Source organism: Streptomyces dengpaensis, from assembly GCF_002946835.1.
In the GTDB taxonomy this organism is placed as follows: Bacteria; Actinomycetota; Actinomycetes; order Streptomycetales; family Streptomycetaceae; genus Streptomyces; species Streptomyces dengpaensis.
Map to the genome: position 1 here is coordinate 1,131,904 of NZ_CP026652.1, position 15,699 is coordinate 1,147,602.

At 69.8% G+C, this 15,699-nt stretch carries 13 protein-coding genes; 6 read left to right on the forward strand and 7 right to left on the reverse strand.

The features are described from left to right. Positions 1 to 227: 227 nt before the first annotated feature. Entirely contained in the window at positions 228 to 1,040 is an 813-nt protein-coding gene (locus tag C4B68_RS05265; RefSeq protein WP_099502497.1) for an ABC transporter ATP-binding protein, read from the forward strand. Here C4B68_RS05265 and C4B68_RS05270 read toward each other — a convergent pair. From C4B68_RS05270 to C4B68_RS05280, 3 genes are all read right to left on the reverse strand, one after another. Further along, a complete protein-coding gene (locus C4B68_RS05270; protein WP_099502360.1) occupies positions 1,009 to 3,192 on the reverse strand; it encodes a discoidin domain-containing protein in 2,184 nt (727 codons plus the stop codon). The genes C4B68_RS05265 and C4B68_RS05270 overlap by 32 nt on opposite strands. Positions 3,193 to 3,265: 73 nt before the next feature. Next, positions 3,266 to 4,873: a glycoside hydrolase family 13 protein gene (locus tag C4B68_RS05275; RefSeq protein WP_099502359.1), complete on the reverse strand. Its 1,608-nt coding sequence runs from the start codon at positions 4,871 to 4,873 to the stop codon at positions 3,266 to 3,268. A 34-nt stretch (positions 4,874 to 4,907) separates the two neighbouring features. Beyond that, positions 4,908 to 5,768 (reverse strand): carbohydrate ABC transporter permease, encoded by an 861-nt coding sequence (locus tag C4B68_RS05280; protein ID WP_104879958.1) that lies wholly within the window; start codon positions 5,766 to 5,768, stop codon positions 4,908 to 4,910. A gap of 239 nt (positions 5,769 to 6,007) precedes the next feature. Between C4B68_RS05280 and C4B68_RS05285 the strand changes: the two genes are divergently transcribed. Then, on the forward strand, positions 6,008 to 7,228 hold the full coding sequence (locus tag C4B68_RS05285) for an IS110 family RNA-guided transposase (protein ID WP_104880064.1): 1,221 nt from the start codon (positions 6,008 to 6,010) through the stop codon (positions 7,226 to 7,228). 17 nt (positions 7,229 to 7,245) lie between these two features. On the opposite strand, the gene C4B68_RS05290 is transcribed toward C4B68_RS05285, so the two are convergent. The 4 genes from C4B68_RS05290 to C4B68_RS05305 form a co-directional block, all read right to left on the reverse strand. Beyond that, on the reverse strand, positions 7,246 to 8,202 hold the full coding sequence (locus C4B68_RS05290) for a carbohydrate ABC transporter permease (protein WP_104879959.1): 957 nt from the start codon (positions 8,200 to 8,202) through the stop codon (positions 7,246 to 7,248). Positions 8,203 to 8,206: 4 nt separating this feature from the next. Then, a complete protein-coding gene (locus C4B68_RS05295) occupies positions 8,207 to 9,559 on the reverse strand; it encodes an ABC transporter substrate-binding protein (protein WP_099502689.1) in 1,353 nt (450 codons plus the stop codon). 150 nt (positions 9,560 to 9,709) lie between these two features. After that, entirely contained in the window at positions 9,710 to 10,708 is a 999-nt protein-coding gene (locus tag C4B68_RS05300; protein ID WP_180289290.1) for a LacI family DNA-binding transcriptional regulator, read from the reverse strand. A 48-nt stretch (positions 10,709 to 10,756) separates the two neighbouring features. Next, on the reverse strand, positions 10,757 to 11,413 hold the full coding sequence (locus C4B68_RS05305; RefSeq protein WP_167459011.1) for an MmyB family transcriptional regulator: 657 nt from the start codon (positions 11,411 to 11,413) through the stop codon (positions 10,757 to 10,759). Between the two features lie 222 nt (positions 11,414 to 11,635). Between C4B68_RS05305 and C4B68_RS05310 the strand changes: the two genes are divergently transcribed. Genes C4B68_RS05310 through C4B68_RS05325 form a run of 4 tightly spaced genes read left to right on the forward strand, consistent with a single transcriptional unit; the run spans position 11,636 to position 15,488 of the window. Then, entirely contained in the window at positions 11,636 to 12,292 is a 657-nt protein-coding gene (locus tag C4B68_RS05310) for a helix-turn-helix domain-containing protein (RefSeq protein WP_099502692.1), read from the forward strand. A gap of 32 nt (positions 12,293 to 12,324) precedes the next feature. Then, positions 12,325 to 12,855: a toxin-antitoxin system, toxin component gene (locus C4B68_RS05315; RefSeq protein ID WP_099502693.1), complete on the forward strand. Its 531-nt coding sequence runs from the start codon at positions 12,325 to 12,327 to the stop codon at positions 12,853 to 12,855. A gap of 13 nt (positions 12,856 to 12,868) precedes the next feature. Continuing rightward, the gene (locus C4B68_RS05320) at positions 12,869 to 14,089 is read left to right on the forward strand and encodes an MAB_1171c family putative transporter (RefSeq protein ID WP_099502694.1); all 1,221 of its coding nucleotides are present in this window, start codon (positions 12,869 to 12,871) and stop codon (positions 14,087 to 14,089) included. Beyond that, positions 14,073 to 15,488, forward strand: a complete 1,416-nt coding sequence (locus C4B68_RS05325) for an FAD-dependent oxidoreductase (protein ID WP_099502695.1) — start codon at positions 14,073 to 14,075, stop codon at positions 15,486 to 15,488. Before C4B68_RS05320 ends, C4B68_RS05325 begins: the two co-directional genes overlap by 17 nt. Positions 15,489 to 15,699: the final 211 nt, after the last annotated feature.

A 15,699-nucleotide genomic window follows, 5' to 3' on the forward strand; every position in this document is an offset into this window, starting at 1 on the left:
AAGAGTTCCAGTTCCAGCGCGGCTTCGCGATCCCCGACATGTGGACCGGCACCCTGCTGCTCGGTCTGCTCGGCTTCCTGCTCTCCGTCGTCTTCCAGCTGGTCGAGCGGCGGGTGCTCGGCTGGTACCACGGTCTGCGCGCCGCCTCCCTTTCAAGGCTCGGTTCGCCTCCGGGGCGCTTGAGTCGGTGTCGAGCGGCTGCCGTGAACCTCGTGAAAGGGCGGTCCATGCACGCGTTTCTTGCCGTATCCGGGCTGCAGAAGGTCTACGAGGGGTCGGGGCGGCGGGTGGAGGCGGTCCGCGACCTCACCTTCACCGTCGAGGCCGGCGAACTCGTCTGTCTGGTCGGCCCGTCGGGCTGCGGCAAGACGACCCTGCTGAAGTGCGTGGGCGGGCTGCTCACCCCGACGGCGGGTGAAGTCCGCCTGGCCGGGCGCCCGGTGAGCGGGCCACCGCCCGGGATGGCGTTTGTGTTCCAGGAGTACGGGCAGAGCCTGTTCCCCTGGATGCGGGTGCGCGACAACGTCGAACTCCCCCTCAAACAGAATCCGTTGAGCAAAACGCGGCGACAGGAACTGGTCGCCGACGCGCTGGAGTCGGTCGGGCTGACGGATGCCGCGAAGGCGTACCCGTGGCAGCTCTCGGGCGGCATGCAGCAGCGTGTCGCCATTGCCCGCGCGCTGGCGTACGAGCCCGAGGTGCTGCTGATGTACGAGCCGTTCGCGGCGGTCGACACGCAGACCCGTGCCGATCTGGAGGACCTGGTGCGCGGGCTGTGGCGCCGGCGCGGGTTCACGATCCTGTTCGTGACCCACGACATCGACGAGGCCGTCTACCTCGGCGAGCGGGTGCTGATCCTCTCCGCCTCCCCGACTGTCGTCCAGGAACAGTTGAAGGTCGATCTCCCTGACGAGCGCGACCAGTTGCACACACGGGTGGCCCCGCGCTTCGCCGAGTTGCGGACCCATGTGTACGAGCAGGTCCAGGCGGCGAAGCGCGGGACACCGGTCACGAAGTCAGATACGCCTCCACCTCGCTGAACTGGGCCGCGGGCCAGCCGGTGTTGGCGGTGACCTGCAGCCGCAGGTAGCGCAGGTTCGTTCCGCTGGGCAGGGACACGGTCACCGTGTTCCCGGTCGCCGGGTCGAAGCGGTAGTCCCTCGACGCGACGACCGTCGAGTACGACGAGCCGTCGGTGCTGCCCAGGACGGACAGGGTCTGCGTGCGCGCCTGCCAGACGGAGGCGGGCGGCAGCTTCAGGACGAGGCGGCGGGCGGCCAGGGTCGACCCGAGGTCGACGGTCAAGGCCTGCGGGAAGGCATTGTTGGCGGACTCCCAGTAGGTGTTCGCGTCGCCGTCGACCGCCTTGCCGGGCGTGTAGACGTCCTGCGAACCGGTGGCGGTCGCCGGGCGGCCCTGGGCGAGGTTGCGGTTCGGATCAGGGTCCGGGATCCCGGAGCCGGGCTGCGGCCAGGTGGAGCAGTCGGCCCAGACGCTGTCCCAGCCGGAGTTGCCGCCGCCGTTGGTCAGCGTGAACACGCCGGAGCCTGTCGGGTACGGGCAGTTGTAGATGCCCGCGGCACCGACCCCGGTCGCCCGGACGTTGCGGAACGTGGCCGCGCCCTGCGATTCGGCCTGGACGACGACGGTGCCGGCCTCGTCGACGGTGGCGCCGTCGACGGTGATGTTCTTCGTCGCGTAGCCGCGCCCGCTGCCCGACACGAACTCGAAGGCGCTGTACGGGCTGTCGGTGATGGTCGTGCCGGTGATGCTGACGTTCGCCTCGATGGCGCTGTCGTACGAGTCGACGCGCAGCGCACCCATCGGATGGTTCCAGTTGGGGTTCATCGCACCCGCGCGGACGAGGGTGTTCCCGGAGACGGTGATGGTTCCGGCGAGTGGGTGGAAGGGGTCGAGGAACTTCTGGTTGGAGATGGCGATACCGCTGCCGAGGGCGTTGGTGTCGGCGACCAGGTTGTTCTTGACGGCGATGTCGGTGCCGCCGTAGATGGCGATGCCGTTGGCGAGGTTCGGCTGGGTGATGGTGTTGTTCTCGAAGCTGCTGTCGGTGTCGGGCGCGTAGAGCGACCACATGGCGAGCGCGTCGTCGCCCTGGTTGCGCAGGAAGTTGTTGCGGACGCGGACTCCGCGCGCGTTGCCGTTGAGGTTGAGGCCGTCGGCGGTCATGTCGAGGAAGCGGTTGTTCTCGACGATAAGGTTGTCGTTGTTGCCCGTCAGCCAGAGGCCGACCTTGAGGTGCTGGAGCCACATGCCGGAGACGCTGGAGTTCGGCCCCAGCGATCCGTTGACGAAGTTGTCGGGATTGGAGTCGACGCGCTCGGTGACCTCGCCGATGACCGCGAAGTCCCTGATGCGGACGTTGCCCGAGGAGCTGGACTGGTCGATGAAGCGCGAGGTGCGCACCACGGAGTGCCAGCTGCCGGCGCCCTGGAGCGTGACGTTCTGGACGCCGCTGAGGGAGGACGTCAGCTTGTACTCGCCCGGCGGGATCCAGACGACTCCGCCCTGGGCCGAGGAGATGGCGTCCCGGAAGGCCTGCGTGGAGTCGCCCTGGCCGCTGGGGTCGGCGCCCTTGGACGTGACGGACACCGATCCCGCGGGCTGGCCGACGGGATCGGCGACCTGTTCGAAATCGGCGACGTCGACGGTGACCTGGGTTCCCGTCGACTGGAAGGCGACCTTGTCGCCCGCCTGGACGTTCTGGCCGAGCAACAGCCGGGCGTTGTCGAAGAGATGGTGGGTCTTGGAGCCCGCGATCCAGCCGGTGTCCACGTACGAGTACTTGGAGGTGACGGCGAGGGTCTTGGCGAGCTTGGTGCCGTTGACATACACGTCGAGCGTGCCCGACTGGCCGTCGGGGACGCTGTACGAGACGTTCACCGCGTTGGCCGCGCTCGGCACGGTGAACGCGACGCGCTGGCCGGAGGTGAGGCGTACGGCCTGGCGCCCGGAGGCCTCCGAGGCGAGGGTGCCCTGGGTGTAGTCGGGGCCGATCTTCGTGCCCGTCGAGGTGGCGGACTCGGCTTCCACCGAGGTGAAGGGCAGGTCGGCGCCGGCGGCCGCGGCCGCTTGGGCGGTGGGGGCGAGTGCCACGAGCGTGCCGGCCGCCAGGGCGACGGCCACGCCGATGGCCGGAATGCGCCGGACCGGTCTGAGACTGGTGCTGTGCATGTGCTGATCCCTTCGTGTGGGGGGCCGGCGACACCGCCGGCCGTACGGGATAGCTCGGTGGAGCGCGGCGGTCTCAGGCGTGCAGCCAGACCGCCGTGTCCTGCGGGAGCAGGCCCTTGTCGTCCAAGGGGCCACTGCTGAGCAGGAGTTGGGTGTGTTCCGGGAGGTCGACCGGGCGTTCGGAAAGGTTGACGGCGCAGGTGAGGCCGTCCGTGCGCGTGAAGGCGAGGACGCCGTCGGGGGCGGGCAGCCAGCTGAGCGGGCCGTCGCCGAAGCCCGGTGTGGTGCGGCGGATGCGGAGCGCCGCACGGTAGAGGCGGAGCATCGAGCCGGGGTCCTCGGACTGGCGGTCGGCCGCGTAGGCGGGCCAGTCGGCGGGCTGTGGCAGCCAGGGTTCGTCCCGGGAGCCGAAGCCCGCGTACGGCGCCCCGGCCGCCCACGGCAGCGGCACCCGGCAGCCGTCGCGGCCCGGGTCGGTGCCGCCGGAGCGGAAGTGCATCGGGTCCTCGATGCGGTCGAGGGGGATGTCGGCCTCGGGCAGGCCGAGTTCCTCTCCTTGGTAGAGGTAGACGGCGCCGGGCAGGGCCAGCGACAGCAGGGCGGCGGCCCGGGCCCGGCGGGTACCAAGGGCGAGATCGGTAGGGGTGCCGAAGGCCTTGGCCGCGAAGTCGAATCCGGTGTCCGCGCGGCCGTAGCGGGTGACCGTGCGGGTCACGTCGTGGTTGCAGAGCACCCAGGTGGCGGGCGCGCCGACCGGCGCGTGCTCGGCGAGGGTCTCGTCGATCGACGTACGCAGCCGTGCCGCGTCCCAAGGGCAGGACAGGAAGGAGAAGTTGAAGGCGGTGTGCAGTTCGTCGGGGCGCAGATAGCGGGCGAAGCGCTCGGTGTCGGGGAGCCAGACCTCGCCGACGAAGATGCCGTCGTAGGCGTCGGCGACCGCGCGCCAGGAGCGGTAGATGTCGTGGAGTTCGTCGCGGTCGACGTACGGGTGCGGGCCGCGGCCATCGACGAAGTCGGGCAGGGCGGGGTCCTTGGCGAGCAGCGCGGCCGAGTCGATCCGGACGCCCGCGACGCCCCGCTCGAACCAGAAGCGCAGGACGTCCTCGTGCTCCTGGCGGACGGCCGGATGCGCCCAGTTGAGGTCGGGCTGTTCCGGCGTGAACAGATGGAGGTACCAGTCGCCGTCGGGAAGCCGGGTCCAGACGGGCTCGGCGGAGCCCAGGAACTGGGACGGCCAGTCGTTGGGCGGGAGTTCGCCGTGCGCGCCGCGTCCGGAACGGAAGTGGAAGAGCTCGCGCTCGGGGCCTCCGGCGAGGGCGGCCCGGAACCAGGGGTGCTGGTCGGAGACGTGGTTCGGCACGATGTCGACGAGGGTGCGGATGCCCAGCTCCCGTGCCTCGGCGATGAGTTTCTCCGCCTCGGCGAGCGTCCCGAAGGCGGGGTCGATGGCGCGGTAGTCGGCGACGTCGTAGCCGCCGTCCTTCATCGGCGACAGGTACCAGGGGCTGAACCACAGGGCATCCACGCCGAGTTCGGCGAGGTACGGGAGTCTGGCGCGGACCCCCGCGAGGTCGCCGGTGCCGTCGCCGTCGCCGTCCGCGAAGCTGCGGACGTACACCTGGTAGATGACGGCGGAGCGCCACCAGTCGTGCTGCGTGAGGGCATGGGTGGGCTGTCCCACGGTGCCTGCCTTTCTGTGTCGGAGAGGGGCGGTGTCAGCCCTTCGTGCTGCCCGCGCTGATCCCGGCGATGATGTGCCGCTGGAAGATCAGGAACATCGCGACCATGGGGATGCTGGCGATCACCATCGCGGCGATGAGCACGGTCAGCTGGATGTTCTGCGACAGCTGGACGAGTGCCACGCTGATCGGCTGTTTGCCGGTGTCGGAGAAGACCATCAGCGGCCAGAGGAAGTCCTGCCAGACCGCGACCAGCGCGAAGATCGACACGACCCCGAGCACCGGCCGTGACATCGGCAGGACGATCGACCAGAGGATGCGCAGCTTTCCGGCGCCGTCGATCTCGGCGGCCTCCAGCACATCACGCGGGATCTGGTCGAAGAACCGTTTCAGTAGATACAGGTTGAAGGCGTTGGCGGCCGCCGGGAGCCAGATGGCGAGGGGGTCATTGAGCAGGCCCAGGTCCGCCACGGTCAGGTACTTCGGTACGACGAGCGCCTGGGCCGGGACCATGAGCGTGGCGAGGATGCCGCCGAGGATCACCGTGCCGAAGACCGGCCTCAGCCGGGACAGCGCGTAGGCGGCGGCCGTGCACAGGACCAGCTGGAACAGCCAGGCGCCGGCCGCCTGGACCACCGTGTTCCACAGGTGCGTCGGCAGTTGCATCAGGTCCCAGGCGTCGGTGTAGCCGCTGAGGTGCCACCCCTCCGGGACGAGGGTGGGTGGGGTCCGCGCCACTTCGTCCGGCGACTTCACGGCGCCGGTCACCATCCAGTAGACGGGGAAGAGGAAGGCGAGTGCGAAGAGGAGTACGACGGAGGTGAAGACGGTCCAGTACACCGCCTTGCCGCGCGGGCGGGCGAGCGCGGCCGGGGAGACGAGGGTCCGGGTGCTCATTAGAGGACCATCCCTTCTGCAGCCCTCACGAGTAGGGTTGTGACCTCTCGGTCCCGGTGGGTGCATGGCCAAGTGTGCGAGCCGTTCGACGGCCAGCATGAGTTCCGCCAGCCCTGCCGGGCCGAGGCCGTCTGATCGGCTTCAGGGACACGCCCCGCTGAGGGCCGATTAATGAGCTCCCGGCAGACGACCTCACCACCGGGCAGGTGCTCCTCGAACCGCCTTGGAGTACGACGCACGTGTTCATCGGATGGGACTGGGCGACTGAGACCCATGACGTGACGGTCATGGACGCCACCGGCAAGCGCATCGATCGGTGGGAACTCGCCCATACCGAAGAAGGGTTCACCAAGACCCTGGCCCGGCTGCGCAAGCACGGAGCCCCGGCGGATCTGCCCGTGGCCATCGAGACCAGCCGCGGCCTGGCCGTCGACAGACTGCTCGCCGCCGGCCACCCCGTCGTGCCGGTCCACCCCAACGCCTTCAACGCGATGCGGGCACGCTGGGGTGCCTCCAAGGCCAAGACGGACGCCGGCGACAGCATGAAACTCGCCGACTACCTGCGCACCGACGGGCATCTCCTGCCCCGGCTGGAGCCCACTGAGCAGGCTACCTTGGACCTGCAGGCACTCACCCGGCAGCGGGCCGACCACATCGAAGCCAAGGTCGCCGCTGTCAACCAGCTCGCCTCGCTGCTGGACGAGCACTGGCCCGGCGGCAAGGCCGTCTTCGCCGACCTCGACAGCGACATCGCCATGGCTTTCCTGGAGCGTTACCCCACCCCCACCAAAGCGGCCAAGCTCACCGCTGGACGCCTCGAAGCGTGGTGCAAACGCCGCGGCTACTCCGGCAAGAAGCCCGGCAGTGTCCTCATCGAACGCCTGCGCTCGGCCCCGAAGGCCGCGTCCCGCCTGAGCGATGCCGTCGCCGAACAACTCGTCCGCGTCCAAATCCAGCTCGTGCAGGGCATACGCGCGACCATCCGCACGCTGGACAAGGCCATCACCGAGGCCACCGGGACGCATCCCTACGCGCCATTGTTCGCCACCATGCCGCGCATCGGCAAGGTCAGCCTCGGCCAGGTCATCGGGGAGATCGGCCCGATCCTGGAACGCGCCCAGAGCTGCGAACAGCTCATCGCCGAGGCCGGCGTCGTCCCCGTCACCCGCGCCTCGGGCAAGTCCCGCACGGTCGCCTTCCGCTTCGCGACCAACCGCAGGGCCCGCGTCGCGCTGACCACCTTCGTCGACAACAGCCGCCACGGCAGCGCTTGGGCCGCCAAGATCTACAACGACGCCAGAGCCCGCAAGAAGCGACACCCCCACGCCATCCGCATCCTGGCCCGTGCCTGGCTGCGCGTGATGTGGGCCTGCTGGCGCGACGGAACCTGCTACGACCCCGCCATCCACCAAGCCAACGACAAGATCAACGCACCCGCCGACGAGCCTCTGGCGGCATAGAGGTTGACTCAGGAAACTCATGCGGTGTCCTCCCCTTCGGTACGGGTGAGCCGCAGATAGACGGCGGAGAAGATGCCGAGGAACACCAGCAGCATCACGCTGAGCGCGCAGGCGCCGCCGAAGTCGTTGTAGAGGAAGGCGTACTTGTAGATGAGGTAGAGGACGGTGACCGTGGCGTTCTCCGGGCCGCCGCCCGTGATCACGAACGGTTCGGTGAAGACCTGCATCGTCGCGATGACCTGAAGGAGCATCAGCATGAGGATGACGAACCTGGTCTGCGGGATCGTCACATGGCGGATGCGTTGCAGCAGATTCGCGCCGTCCAGTTCGGCCGCCTCGTACAGCTCGCCGGGGATGGACTGGAGGGCGGCCAGGTAGATCAGGACGGTACCGCCCATGTTGGCCCAGGTCGCCACGATGACCAGGGAGACGAGTGCGGTGTCGGCGCCGTTGGACCAGTTCGAGGTGGGCAGGTGCAGGAGGCGCAGTGCCTCGTTGGCGAGGCCGGCGCCGGGGTCGTAGAACCACTTCCACAGCAGGGCGGTGACCACCGGCGGGATCATCACTGGCAGGTAGACCACGATGCGGAAGAAGGCCTTCGCGTGCCGGAGTTCGTTGAGGACGAGCGCCAGCACGAAGGGGATCGCGAAGCCGATGAGCAGGGCGAGCAGGGTGAAGGTGAGGGTGTTGCGCCAGGCCGCCGTGAACTCCGGGTCGTCGAAGACGCGGGTGAAGTTGGCGGCGCCGACCCACTCGGGATCCGAGCCGGGCGTGTACTTCTGGAAGGCGATCACGACGGCGCGGATCGCCGGGTACCAGGAGAACAGGGCGAAGCAGACGAGGCCGCCGAGGAGGAAGGCGTAGGCGCGGGCCTGGTCGGCGAGGCGGCGCCGCCTCCGGTCCCCTGCCGGGGGCGGCGCCTGCACCGGGCGTACCGCGATCGCCTCGACGGGTCGCGCGGTGGTCTTCGTCATGGGGTCAGCCCCGGGCCAGAACGCTGTCGATCTTGCCGGAGGCATCCTTCAGGAGCTGGTCGATGTCGGCGTCCTTCTTGGTGAGGACGGCGGAGACGGTCCCGTCGAGGACGGAGTAGATCTGCTGGGCGTGCGGCGGCTCGATCTTCATCTCGAGGTTCTGGTTGCCGTCGAGAAAGGACTGGTAGTTCTCGACGGGCACGTTGGCGTTGGCCTCCTTGACCTGCTGGTCCTTGACGTCGGCGGCGCCGGTGAACAGCCGTGGCTCGGGCAGGCCCACCGGTGCGTCGGCCTTCTTCGCACGGACGTAGTCGCCGAGGAAGCCGTCGCCGGGGGTGAGGAACATGTGGTCGAGCCACTTCAGGCCCGCCCGGATCTGCTCGGCACTCGCCTTCTTGTTGAACATGTAGCCGTCGCCGCCGATGAGGGTGCCCTGGCCGCCGGGCATGGGTGCGAGGGCGAGGTCCTTGTAATTGCCGCCCTTCTCCTTGACCAGGATCGGGATGTTGTCGGGGGCGGAGAGGTACATGCCGAGCTTGCCGGAGCCCATCATCTGCTGGACGTCGTTGATGACCAGGAGTTGCTTGCTGCCCATGGAGTTGTCGGTCCAGCGCATGTCGTGCAGGTTCTGCAGGACGGCCCGGCCCACGGGGGTGTCGATCGTCGCCTTCTTGCCGTCGGCGCTGACGACGTCGCCGCCCTGGGAGTACAGCTCGGCGGTGAAGTGCCAACCGCCCTGGTTCTGGGCGCTGTAGTCGGCGTAGCCGATGGTGCCGTTGCCGAGTCCGGCGATCTTCTTGGCGGCGGCGCGGAGTTCCTCCCAGGTGGCGGGCGGCTGGTTCGGGTCGAGCCCTGCCTCCTCGAAGAGCTTCTTGTTGTAGATCAGGCCCATCGAGTAGCCGGTGCGCGGGATGCCGTAGATCTTGCCGTCGACGGTGTAGATGTCGCGCAGCTGCTGCTGGATGGTCTCGTAGCTCTTCAACTCCTTGACGTACGGCGTGAGATCGGCGGCCTGGTTGATGTCGACGACGTGCTTGGCGTCGGTGAAGTACGTGTAGAAGACGTCCTCCATCTGGCCGCCGGCGAGCTTGGCGTCGAACGTCTTCGGGTCCTGGCAGGGGAACGCGTCGTGCGCGACGACGTCGATGTCCGGGTTGGCCTTCTCGAAGGAGGCGATGTCCTGCTCGAAGAACTGCCGGTCGACCTTGGCGCTCTTGGGCGGCATGCAGTTGACCGTGATGCGTGTCTTGCCGCCCCCTGAATCGTCGGCGGTGTCGTCGTTCGACCCGCAGGCGGTGAGGGCAAGGGAACAGATGCTGAGCGCGACGAACGTACGGCGGAACCCGCTGCTTCTCATCGGTGGACCCCTCTGGGCGGAAGCAAGGAAGGCCCACGGCGGCGCCCGCGAGCGCTAACCGCCGTGCCTGGCGCCGCACACTCAAGCACCGCCGACATCGGTCCGCAAGATGTCGCGCAGATTCTGTAATTATTTGACAGAGGCCGGAGATCAGCCTCGCGGGGCTTGCGCCGTCGAGCCCCGCACCACCAGCTCCGGCTCGAACAGCAGCTCGTCCGCCGGTACGGCCGTGCCGCCGACCTGGGCGTTCAGCAGCTCGACCGCCGCCCTGCCCATGGCCTCGATGGGCTGGCGGACGGTGGTGAGCGGCGGCTCCGTGCAGTTCATGAACGCGGAGTCGTCGTAGCCGACGACGGAGATCTGAGACGGAACGTCACGTCCCTTGCGCCGTACGGCCCTTACGGCGCCCAGCGCGAGCGGGTCGCTGGCGCAGATGATGCCGGTGACCCCCCGGTCGATGAGCCGGGAGGCGGCCGCGTGGCCGCCCTCGATCGAGAACATGGCGCGGGCGACACGCTCGTCCGGCAGGTCCCCGGCGAGCGCCCGCGCCGCGGCCAGCTTGCGTGCCGACGGCACATGGTCGCCGGGGCCGAGCACGAGCCCGATGCGCTCGTGGCCCAGCGAGGCCAGATGACGCCAGGCCTGCTCCACGGCCACGACGTCGTCACAGGAGACGGCCGGGAAGCCGAGGTGCTCTATGGCCGCGTTGACCAGCACCACCGGAATGTTGCGGTCCGCCAGCCGCCGGTAGTGGTCGTGCGGGGCGTCGGCCTGCGCGTACAGACCGCCAGCGAACACCACTCCGGAGACCTGCTGCTGGAGCAGCAGCTCCACATAGTCCGCCTCGGAGACGCCACCCTTGGTCTGGGTGCAGAGCACGGGGGTCAGGCCTAGCTGGGCCAGCGCCCCGCCGATCACTTCGGCGAACGCCGGGAAGATCGGGTTCTGCAGCTCCGGCAGCACGAGGCCCACGAGCCGCGCGCGTTCGCCGCGCAGCTGCGTGGGCCGCTCGTAGCCGAGGACGTCCAGGGCGGAGAGCACCGCCTGCCGGGTGGGCTCGGAGACTCCGGGCTTGCCGTTGAGCACCCGGCTGACCGTGGCCTCGCTGACCCCGACCTTCTTCGCCACCTGAGCAAGTCGTCGCGTCATGCACGCAAGAATAGCGCAAGTAATGCAAGTCACTTGCGTAACCGACGCTCAGACCGCCCGCAGTTCCGCCGCCCCGTTGCGGGTCTTGCGTGCCCTGCGCGGTCCGGCGGCCGCGCCGCGCCCCTCGCGCGGGACCAGCGTCATCCGCGTATAGCCCATGTCCTGAAGGGTCTTGGGGGTGTCGTCGACGATCCGGCAGAGCGTGCTGCCCCAGCGCGGGTCGGGGTGCAGCAACGGGCGTACGGCGCCGTCGTGCTCGACGGCGTCCGGGCCGACCGCGCGGATCCAGTGCGGCAGTCCGTGCCGGTAGGCGGCGTCCATGATCGGGTCCTGGGCGATGTCCCGGCGGATCGACTGGAGTCCGCGGTCCTGGCCGTGCCGCTCCACGGCGGCCGCGAAGTGGGCCAGCATCGGCAGGCACCAGCTCGATTCGTGCTCGCCGAGGACGGTGCCCGCGTCCGGGTGAAACAGGACGAACCGCAGGAAGTTGTCACCCGGCATGGCCGTCGGATGCGGGCTGACGCCGTCGAAAAGTGTCTCGAACGCGGCGTTGGACAGAACGACGTCCCAGCGGTGGTCGAAGACGACGGAGGGGAACGGCACCGCCTCTAGGAGGGCGGCGTAGTCCTGGAGATACGCCTGAGCCTCGAGACTCTCGGGGACAGGTCGCGGCCGGGACCGCTGCCTTCCTGCCTGGTACGCCATCGGGAGGTCACCCCTCTTGCCTCTGCGGCCTTCACGCGGCGCCCCGATCCTGCTGCCCCGGGCACAGGCATGTCAACTATCGTGGCATTTGGCGCCTGTTGACGGCTGAATCTCGCCACAGTTGTGGCGAGACCTGGATGTGAGTTCGACCCAGCCGCTAGTCTCCGGGGGGTTCCTGACCTTCGTGCGCGCAACCTGTAGAGAGACGTAGGAGATCTGTCGGTGACGGATGGCTTCGAGGTTCCGGGCGCCACGGCGACGGTTCTGCTGCAGGCCGTCGTGGCCCGGGTCACCGCGCTCGCCGACCGGCTCGGCGTGCAGCACGCCGAGGTTTTCGACGTCCAGCGGCTGTCGGCCGAGTCCGGCGTCCCCGAACCCGTGGTGAAGGCGCTGCTGAGCGGCCGCTGTGCCGGGGAGCCCGATCTGCAGGCCCGTTTCCTGCAGCGCCTGGACCTGCTGCGCCGCACCCGGCTCAAGCCGAACGGCCGTAAGTACACCCAGCAGGAGATCGCCGACGGCGCCGGCATGTCGCGCCAGCAGGCGGGCGCCCTCATCAACGGTGACCGGCGCCCCACCATGGAGCACTGCGACGCCATCCAGCGCTTCTTCCGGGTCCATGCCGGGTTCCTCACGGCCGAGGACTCGGAGGCGCTCGTGGGCGCGCTGCAGCGCTCGGAGCAGGAGCTCCTGCAGCGACTCGCCGACCGCGAGCGTGCGGCGGCCTCGGTCGCGGACGACCCGCTGGAGCGGCTGCTCCTGGACCACGGCGTCCGCGGAATCGCCTGGCGGGCCGCGCAGTTGCCCACCGACCAGCACCGGGACAAGGTCACCGAATGGCTGGACATGCTCCTGGAGAGCGTCAAGCGGCCCGATTCGTGAGCCGGGGGAGAGCTGTGGGCATCGGAAGGGAAATGCGCCGCCTGTGCGGCGAGTTGGTCGCGGAGCTCTCGCTCCCGGCACCGGCGGAACCCGCCGAGCTGTACGCGGCGCTGTGCGACGCGATGAGCAGACGCCGCGGCCGTCCCGTCCAGTTCCGTACGGCCCCGTTCCCGCCCGGCACCGCCAGCGGGCTGTGGCTCGACATGGCCGAGCAGGACCTCGTCGTCATCGAGGAACGCACCGCGCCCGACCACCAGTTGGTGATCCTCGGCCACGAGCTGTGGCACATGAAGGCCGGGCACTGCGGCCACGACGTCGAGGGCGCGGCCGTCGCGGCCCGCTTACTCAGCGACAGCGCGGATCTGCAGGCGACCGTCCTGAAGGTGGCCGCGCGCACCCGCTTCGACCTCGCCGACGAGAAGGACGCCGAGAGCTTCGGGCTGCTGCTCGCCAGCAAGTGCCGGACGTGGCTGGCCGGTTCGTCGCTGCGCGGCCCCGTGCAGCGCGACGGTCTGGCCGGCCGTATCGAGGCATCGCTGGGCTATCGCGGACCGCAGGGCTGAGGCACCCCCGTACATGGATGGGTCCAGCTACTACATTCCCGCCGTCGTCATGGGCGCCGCCATCGCCTTCAAGGGTCCCGCCCTGATCCGCGGCTGGCGCGATCCGCTGCTGCGGTCGGTGGGCGTGCTCCTGGCGCTGGCCGGCCTGGTGTTCCTCTTCGCGGCCCCGCCGACCATCGCCGAGGTCAACGTACTCACCGGGGTTCCCAACATCTCGGCGCCCCTGGTCTATTGCCTGCTCAGTGCCTACAGCGCGTCCTGTCTCGCGCTGATCATCAACTGGCGCGGCGGGCCGCCGGAGGTGACCCGCAGGCTCTCGCGCCGCTGGACGGCCGTGTACAGCGTGGTGGCTGTGGCGCTGATGGTGCTGTTCGCCCTGGGGGACGCCCCCGAGGAGCGGCTGCGGGACTTCGACACCCACTACGCCAACACTCCGTACACACGCGAGATGATCGTGCTCTACCTCGCGTCGCTCACCGTCGCGGGCGTCGCGATGAACGTCATGTGCTGGCGCTGGGCGATCCAGGTGCACGGCTGGCTGCGCGCCGGACTGGTGATCATCGCGTTGGGGTCGTTGTTCAACATCCCTTATTCGGCGGCCAAGTTCACCGCCGTGGCGGCCCGCTGGAACGGCGGGAACCTGGACGGCCTGAGCACCGACGTGGCGCCCGTGCTGGCCTCCGTCGGGGCCCAGATCACGGCGGTCGGCTTCTGTCTCCCGCTGGCCTGCCGCAGCATCGGGGACAGCTGGACGACCTGGTCGACGTACCGCCGGCTCGGGCCGCTGTGGCGTGAGCTGAAGCCGGTCTCCGTGCACGAGGACCGGGTGGTGCGGATCTCCTGGTGGTCCCCCGCCGAACTCCAGGTGACCCAGCGGGAGTCCGACATCCACGACGGCATGCTCAGCCTGTACCCCTACTTCGACTCCGAGGTGCGCTCCCATGCCTACGGCGCGGCCCTGGCGGCGGGCTCGCCGCCCGGCCAGGCGCAGGCCGAGGCGGACGCGGCGATGGTGACGGCGGCGGTGCGGGCCAGAGCCGCCGACCCGGAAGGCAGGGTCATCAGCTCGGCAGAGGCGGGCACCGCCCCGGCAGGATCGGCGTCCGCGTACACCGAGGGTCCACGCGACCTCGTGCGGATGTCCATCGCCCTGCGTCAGTCCCCCGTCGTCGCGGCCGCCCGAGAGCAGGCCACGACCAGGTCAGAGAGCGACTTCCATGAACGAACCAGCTAGTGCCGCTTCCCGTCGGGCCGTCGTCGTGGGCGCAGGTCTGGCCGGCCTGCTGGCCGCCGCGGCGCTGCACGAGTACGCCGACGTCACCGTCGTCGAGCGCGACGCGCTGCCGGACGGGCCCGAACCGCGCAAGGGCCTGCCGCAGGCCCGCCACGCCCATCTGCTGTGGTCGGGTGGCGCCCGCGCGATGGAGGAGCTGCTGCCCGGCGTGACCGACGCCTCGCTGGCCGCGGGCGCCCGGCGCATTCCGCTGCCGACCGGACTGGTGTCCATGTCGGCGCAGGGCTGGCTGCGGCGTTTCCCCGAGATGCAGTTCATGATCGCGTGCAGCCGGGACCTGCTCGACTCGGTCGTACGCGCACAGCTCGCCCAGCGGGAACGGATCACCCTTCTGCAGCGCACCGAGCTCCTCGGCCTGGAAGGCGATGCCTCCCGGGTGACGGGAGCGCGGATCCGGACCTCCGGGGGCGAGGAGCGCGTCCTGGAGGCCGATCTGGTCGTGGACGCCTCGGGGCGCGGCTCACGCGCGAGTGCCTGGCTGGAGGCGCTGGGCGTCACCGAGGCGCCGATGGACGAGGTCGACTCCGGACTCGCGTACGCCAGCCGGATCTTCCGCGCGCCCGCGGGCACGGCGGACTTCCCGGTGGTCAACGTCCAGCCGGACGCCGCGCAGCCGGTTCCCGGCCAGTCCTCGACGATCGTGCCCATCGAGGGCGGGCGCTGGCTGGTGACGCTGTCCGGCACCCGCGGCGGCCAGCCGACCGACTCCGCCGAGGAGTTCGCGGCGTTCGCGCGCGGCGTCAGGCATCCGGTCGTGGGCGAGCTGATCGCGGACGCGGAGCCGTTGACGGAGGTGGTGCTCTCCCGCAGCACGGTCAACAGGCGGCGCTTCTTCGAGAAGGTGAAGGACTGGCCCGAGGGGTTCGTCGTGCTCGGCGACGCCGTCGCCACGTACAACCCGGTCTACGGGCACGGCATGTCGGTGGCCGCGCAGGGCGCCGTGGCACTGCGCGGCCTGGTGGCCGAGCACGGGCCGGCGGCGCCGGGGCTGGCGCGGTCGGTGCAGCGTGCCGTGTCCCGTCCGGTGTCGACCGCCTGGGAACTGGCCACGAGCACGGACATCCGTTACCCCGGCGCGATCGGCAAGCAGCCCGGGGCCGCGCAGAATCTGCTCGGCCGCTATGTGAACCGGCTGATGCTGACCGCGACCGGACGTCCGCTGGTCACTCAGGCGCTGTTCAGCGCGATGACGCTGTCCGGCCCGCTCCCGGCCCTCTTCAAGCCGGAGATCGCCCTGGCGGTCCTGCGCGGCCCACGGCTTCCTGCCCTGGCCGAGCCGCCGTTCACGGAGCAGGAACGTGAGGCGGTCGGCGCGGCCGAGTCACCCACCCCGAGCTGACCTCGCGAACCGGCGGGGGGTGAGCGGGCGTCAGGTCGCCTGCGTTCGCTCGCCTCTCCGGGTTTCGTCGCGCTGCGTTCGCTCGCCTCTCCGGGTTTCGTCGCGCTGCGTTCGCTCGCCTCTCCGGGTTTCGTCGCGCTGCGTTCGCCCACCCTCCCATGGTCACGTCACCGCAGCGCATGCTCGCCTCGCGCAAGTCCCGTTCCACAAG

Bases quoted from the DNA above. Each gene is read 5' to 3' on its own strand.
- C4B68_RS05265 (WP_099502497.1), top strand. From the start codon at position 228: ATGCACGCGTTTCTTGCCGTATCCGGGCTGCAGAAGGTCTACGAGGGG.
- C4B68_RS05270 (WP_099502360.1), bottom strand. From the start codon at position 3,192: ATGCACAGCACCAGTCTCAGACCGGTCCGGCGCATTCCGGCCATCGGC.
- C4B68_RS05280 (WP_104879958.1), bottom strand. From the start codon at position 5,768: ATGAGCACCCGGACCCTCGTCTCCCCGGCCGCGCTCGCCCGCCCGCGC.
- C4B68_RS05290 (WP_104879959.1), bottom strand. From the start codon at position 8,202: ATGACGAAGACCACCGCGCGACCCGTCGAGGCGATCGCGGTACGCCCG.
- C4B68_RS05295 (WP_099502689.1), bottom strand. From the start codon at position 9,559: ATGAGAAGCAGCGGGTTCCGCCGTACGTTCGTCGCGCTCAGCATCTGT.
- C4B68_RS05300 (WP_180289290.1), bottom strand. From the start codon at position 10,708: ATGACGCGACGACTTGCTCAGGTGGCGAAGAAGGTCGGGGTCAGCGAG.
- C4B68_RS05305 (WP_167459011.1), bottom strand. From the start codon at position 11,413: ATGGCGTACCAGGCAGGAAGGCAGCGGTCCCGGCCGCGACCTGTCCCC.
- C4B68_RS05315 (WP_099502693.1), top strand. From the start codon at position 12,325: ATGCGCCGCCTGTGCGGCGAGTTGGTCGCGGAGCTCTCGCTCCCGGCA.
- C4B68_RS05320 (WP_099502694.1), top strand. From the start codon at position 12,869: ATGGATGGGTCCAGCTACTACATTCCCGCCGTCGTCATGGGCGCCGCC.
- C4B68_RS05325 (WP_099502695.1), top strand. From the start codon at position 14,073: ATGAACGAACCAGCTAGTGCCGCTTCCCGTCGGGCCGTCGTCGTGGGC.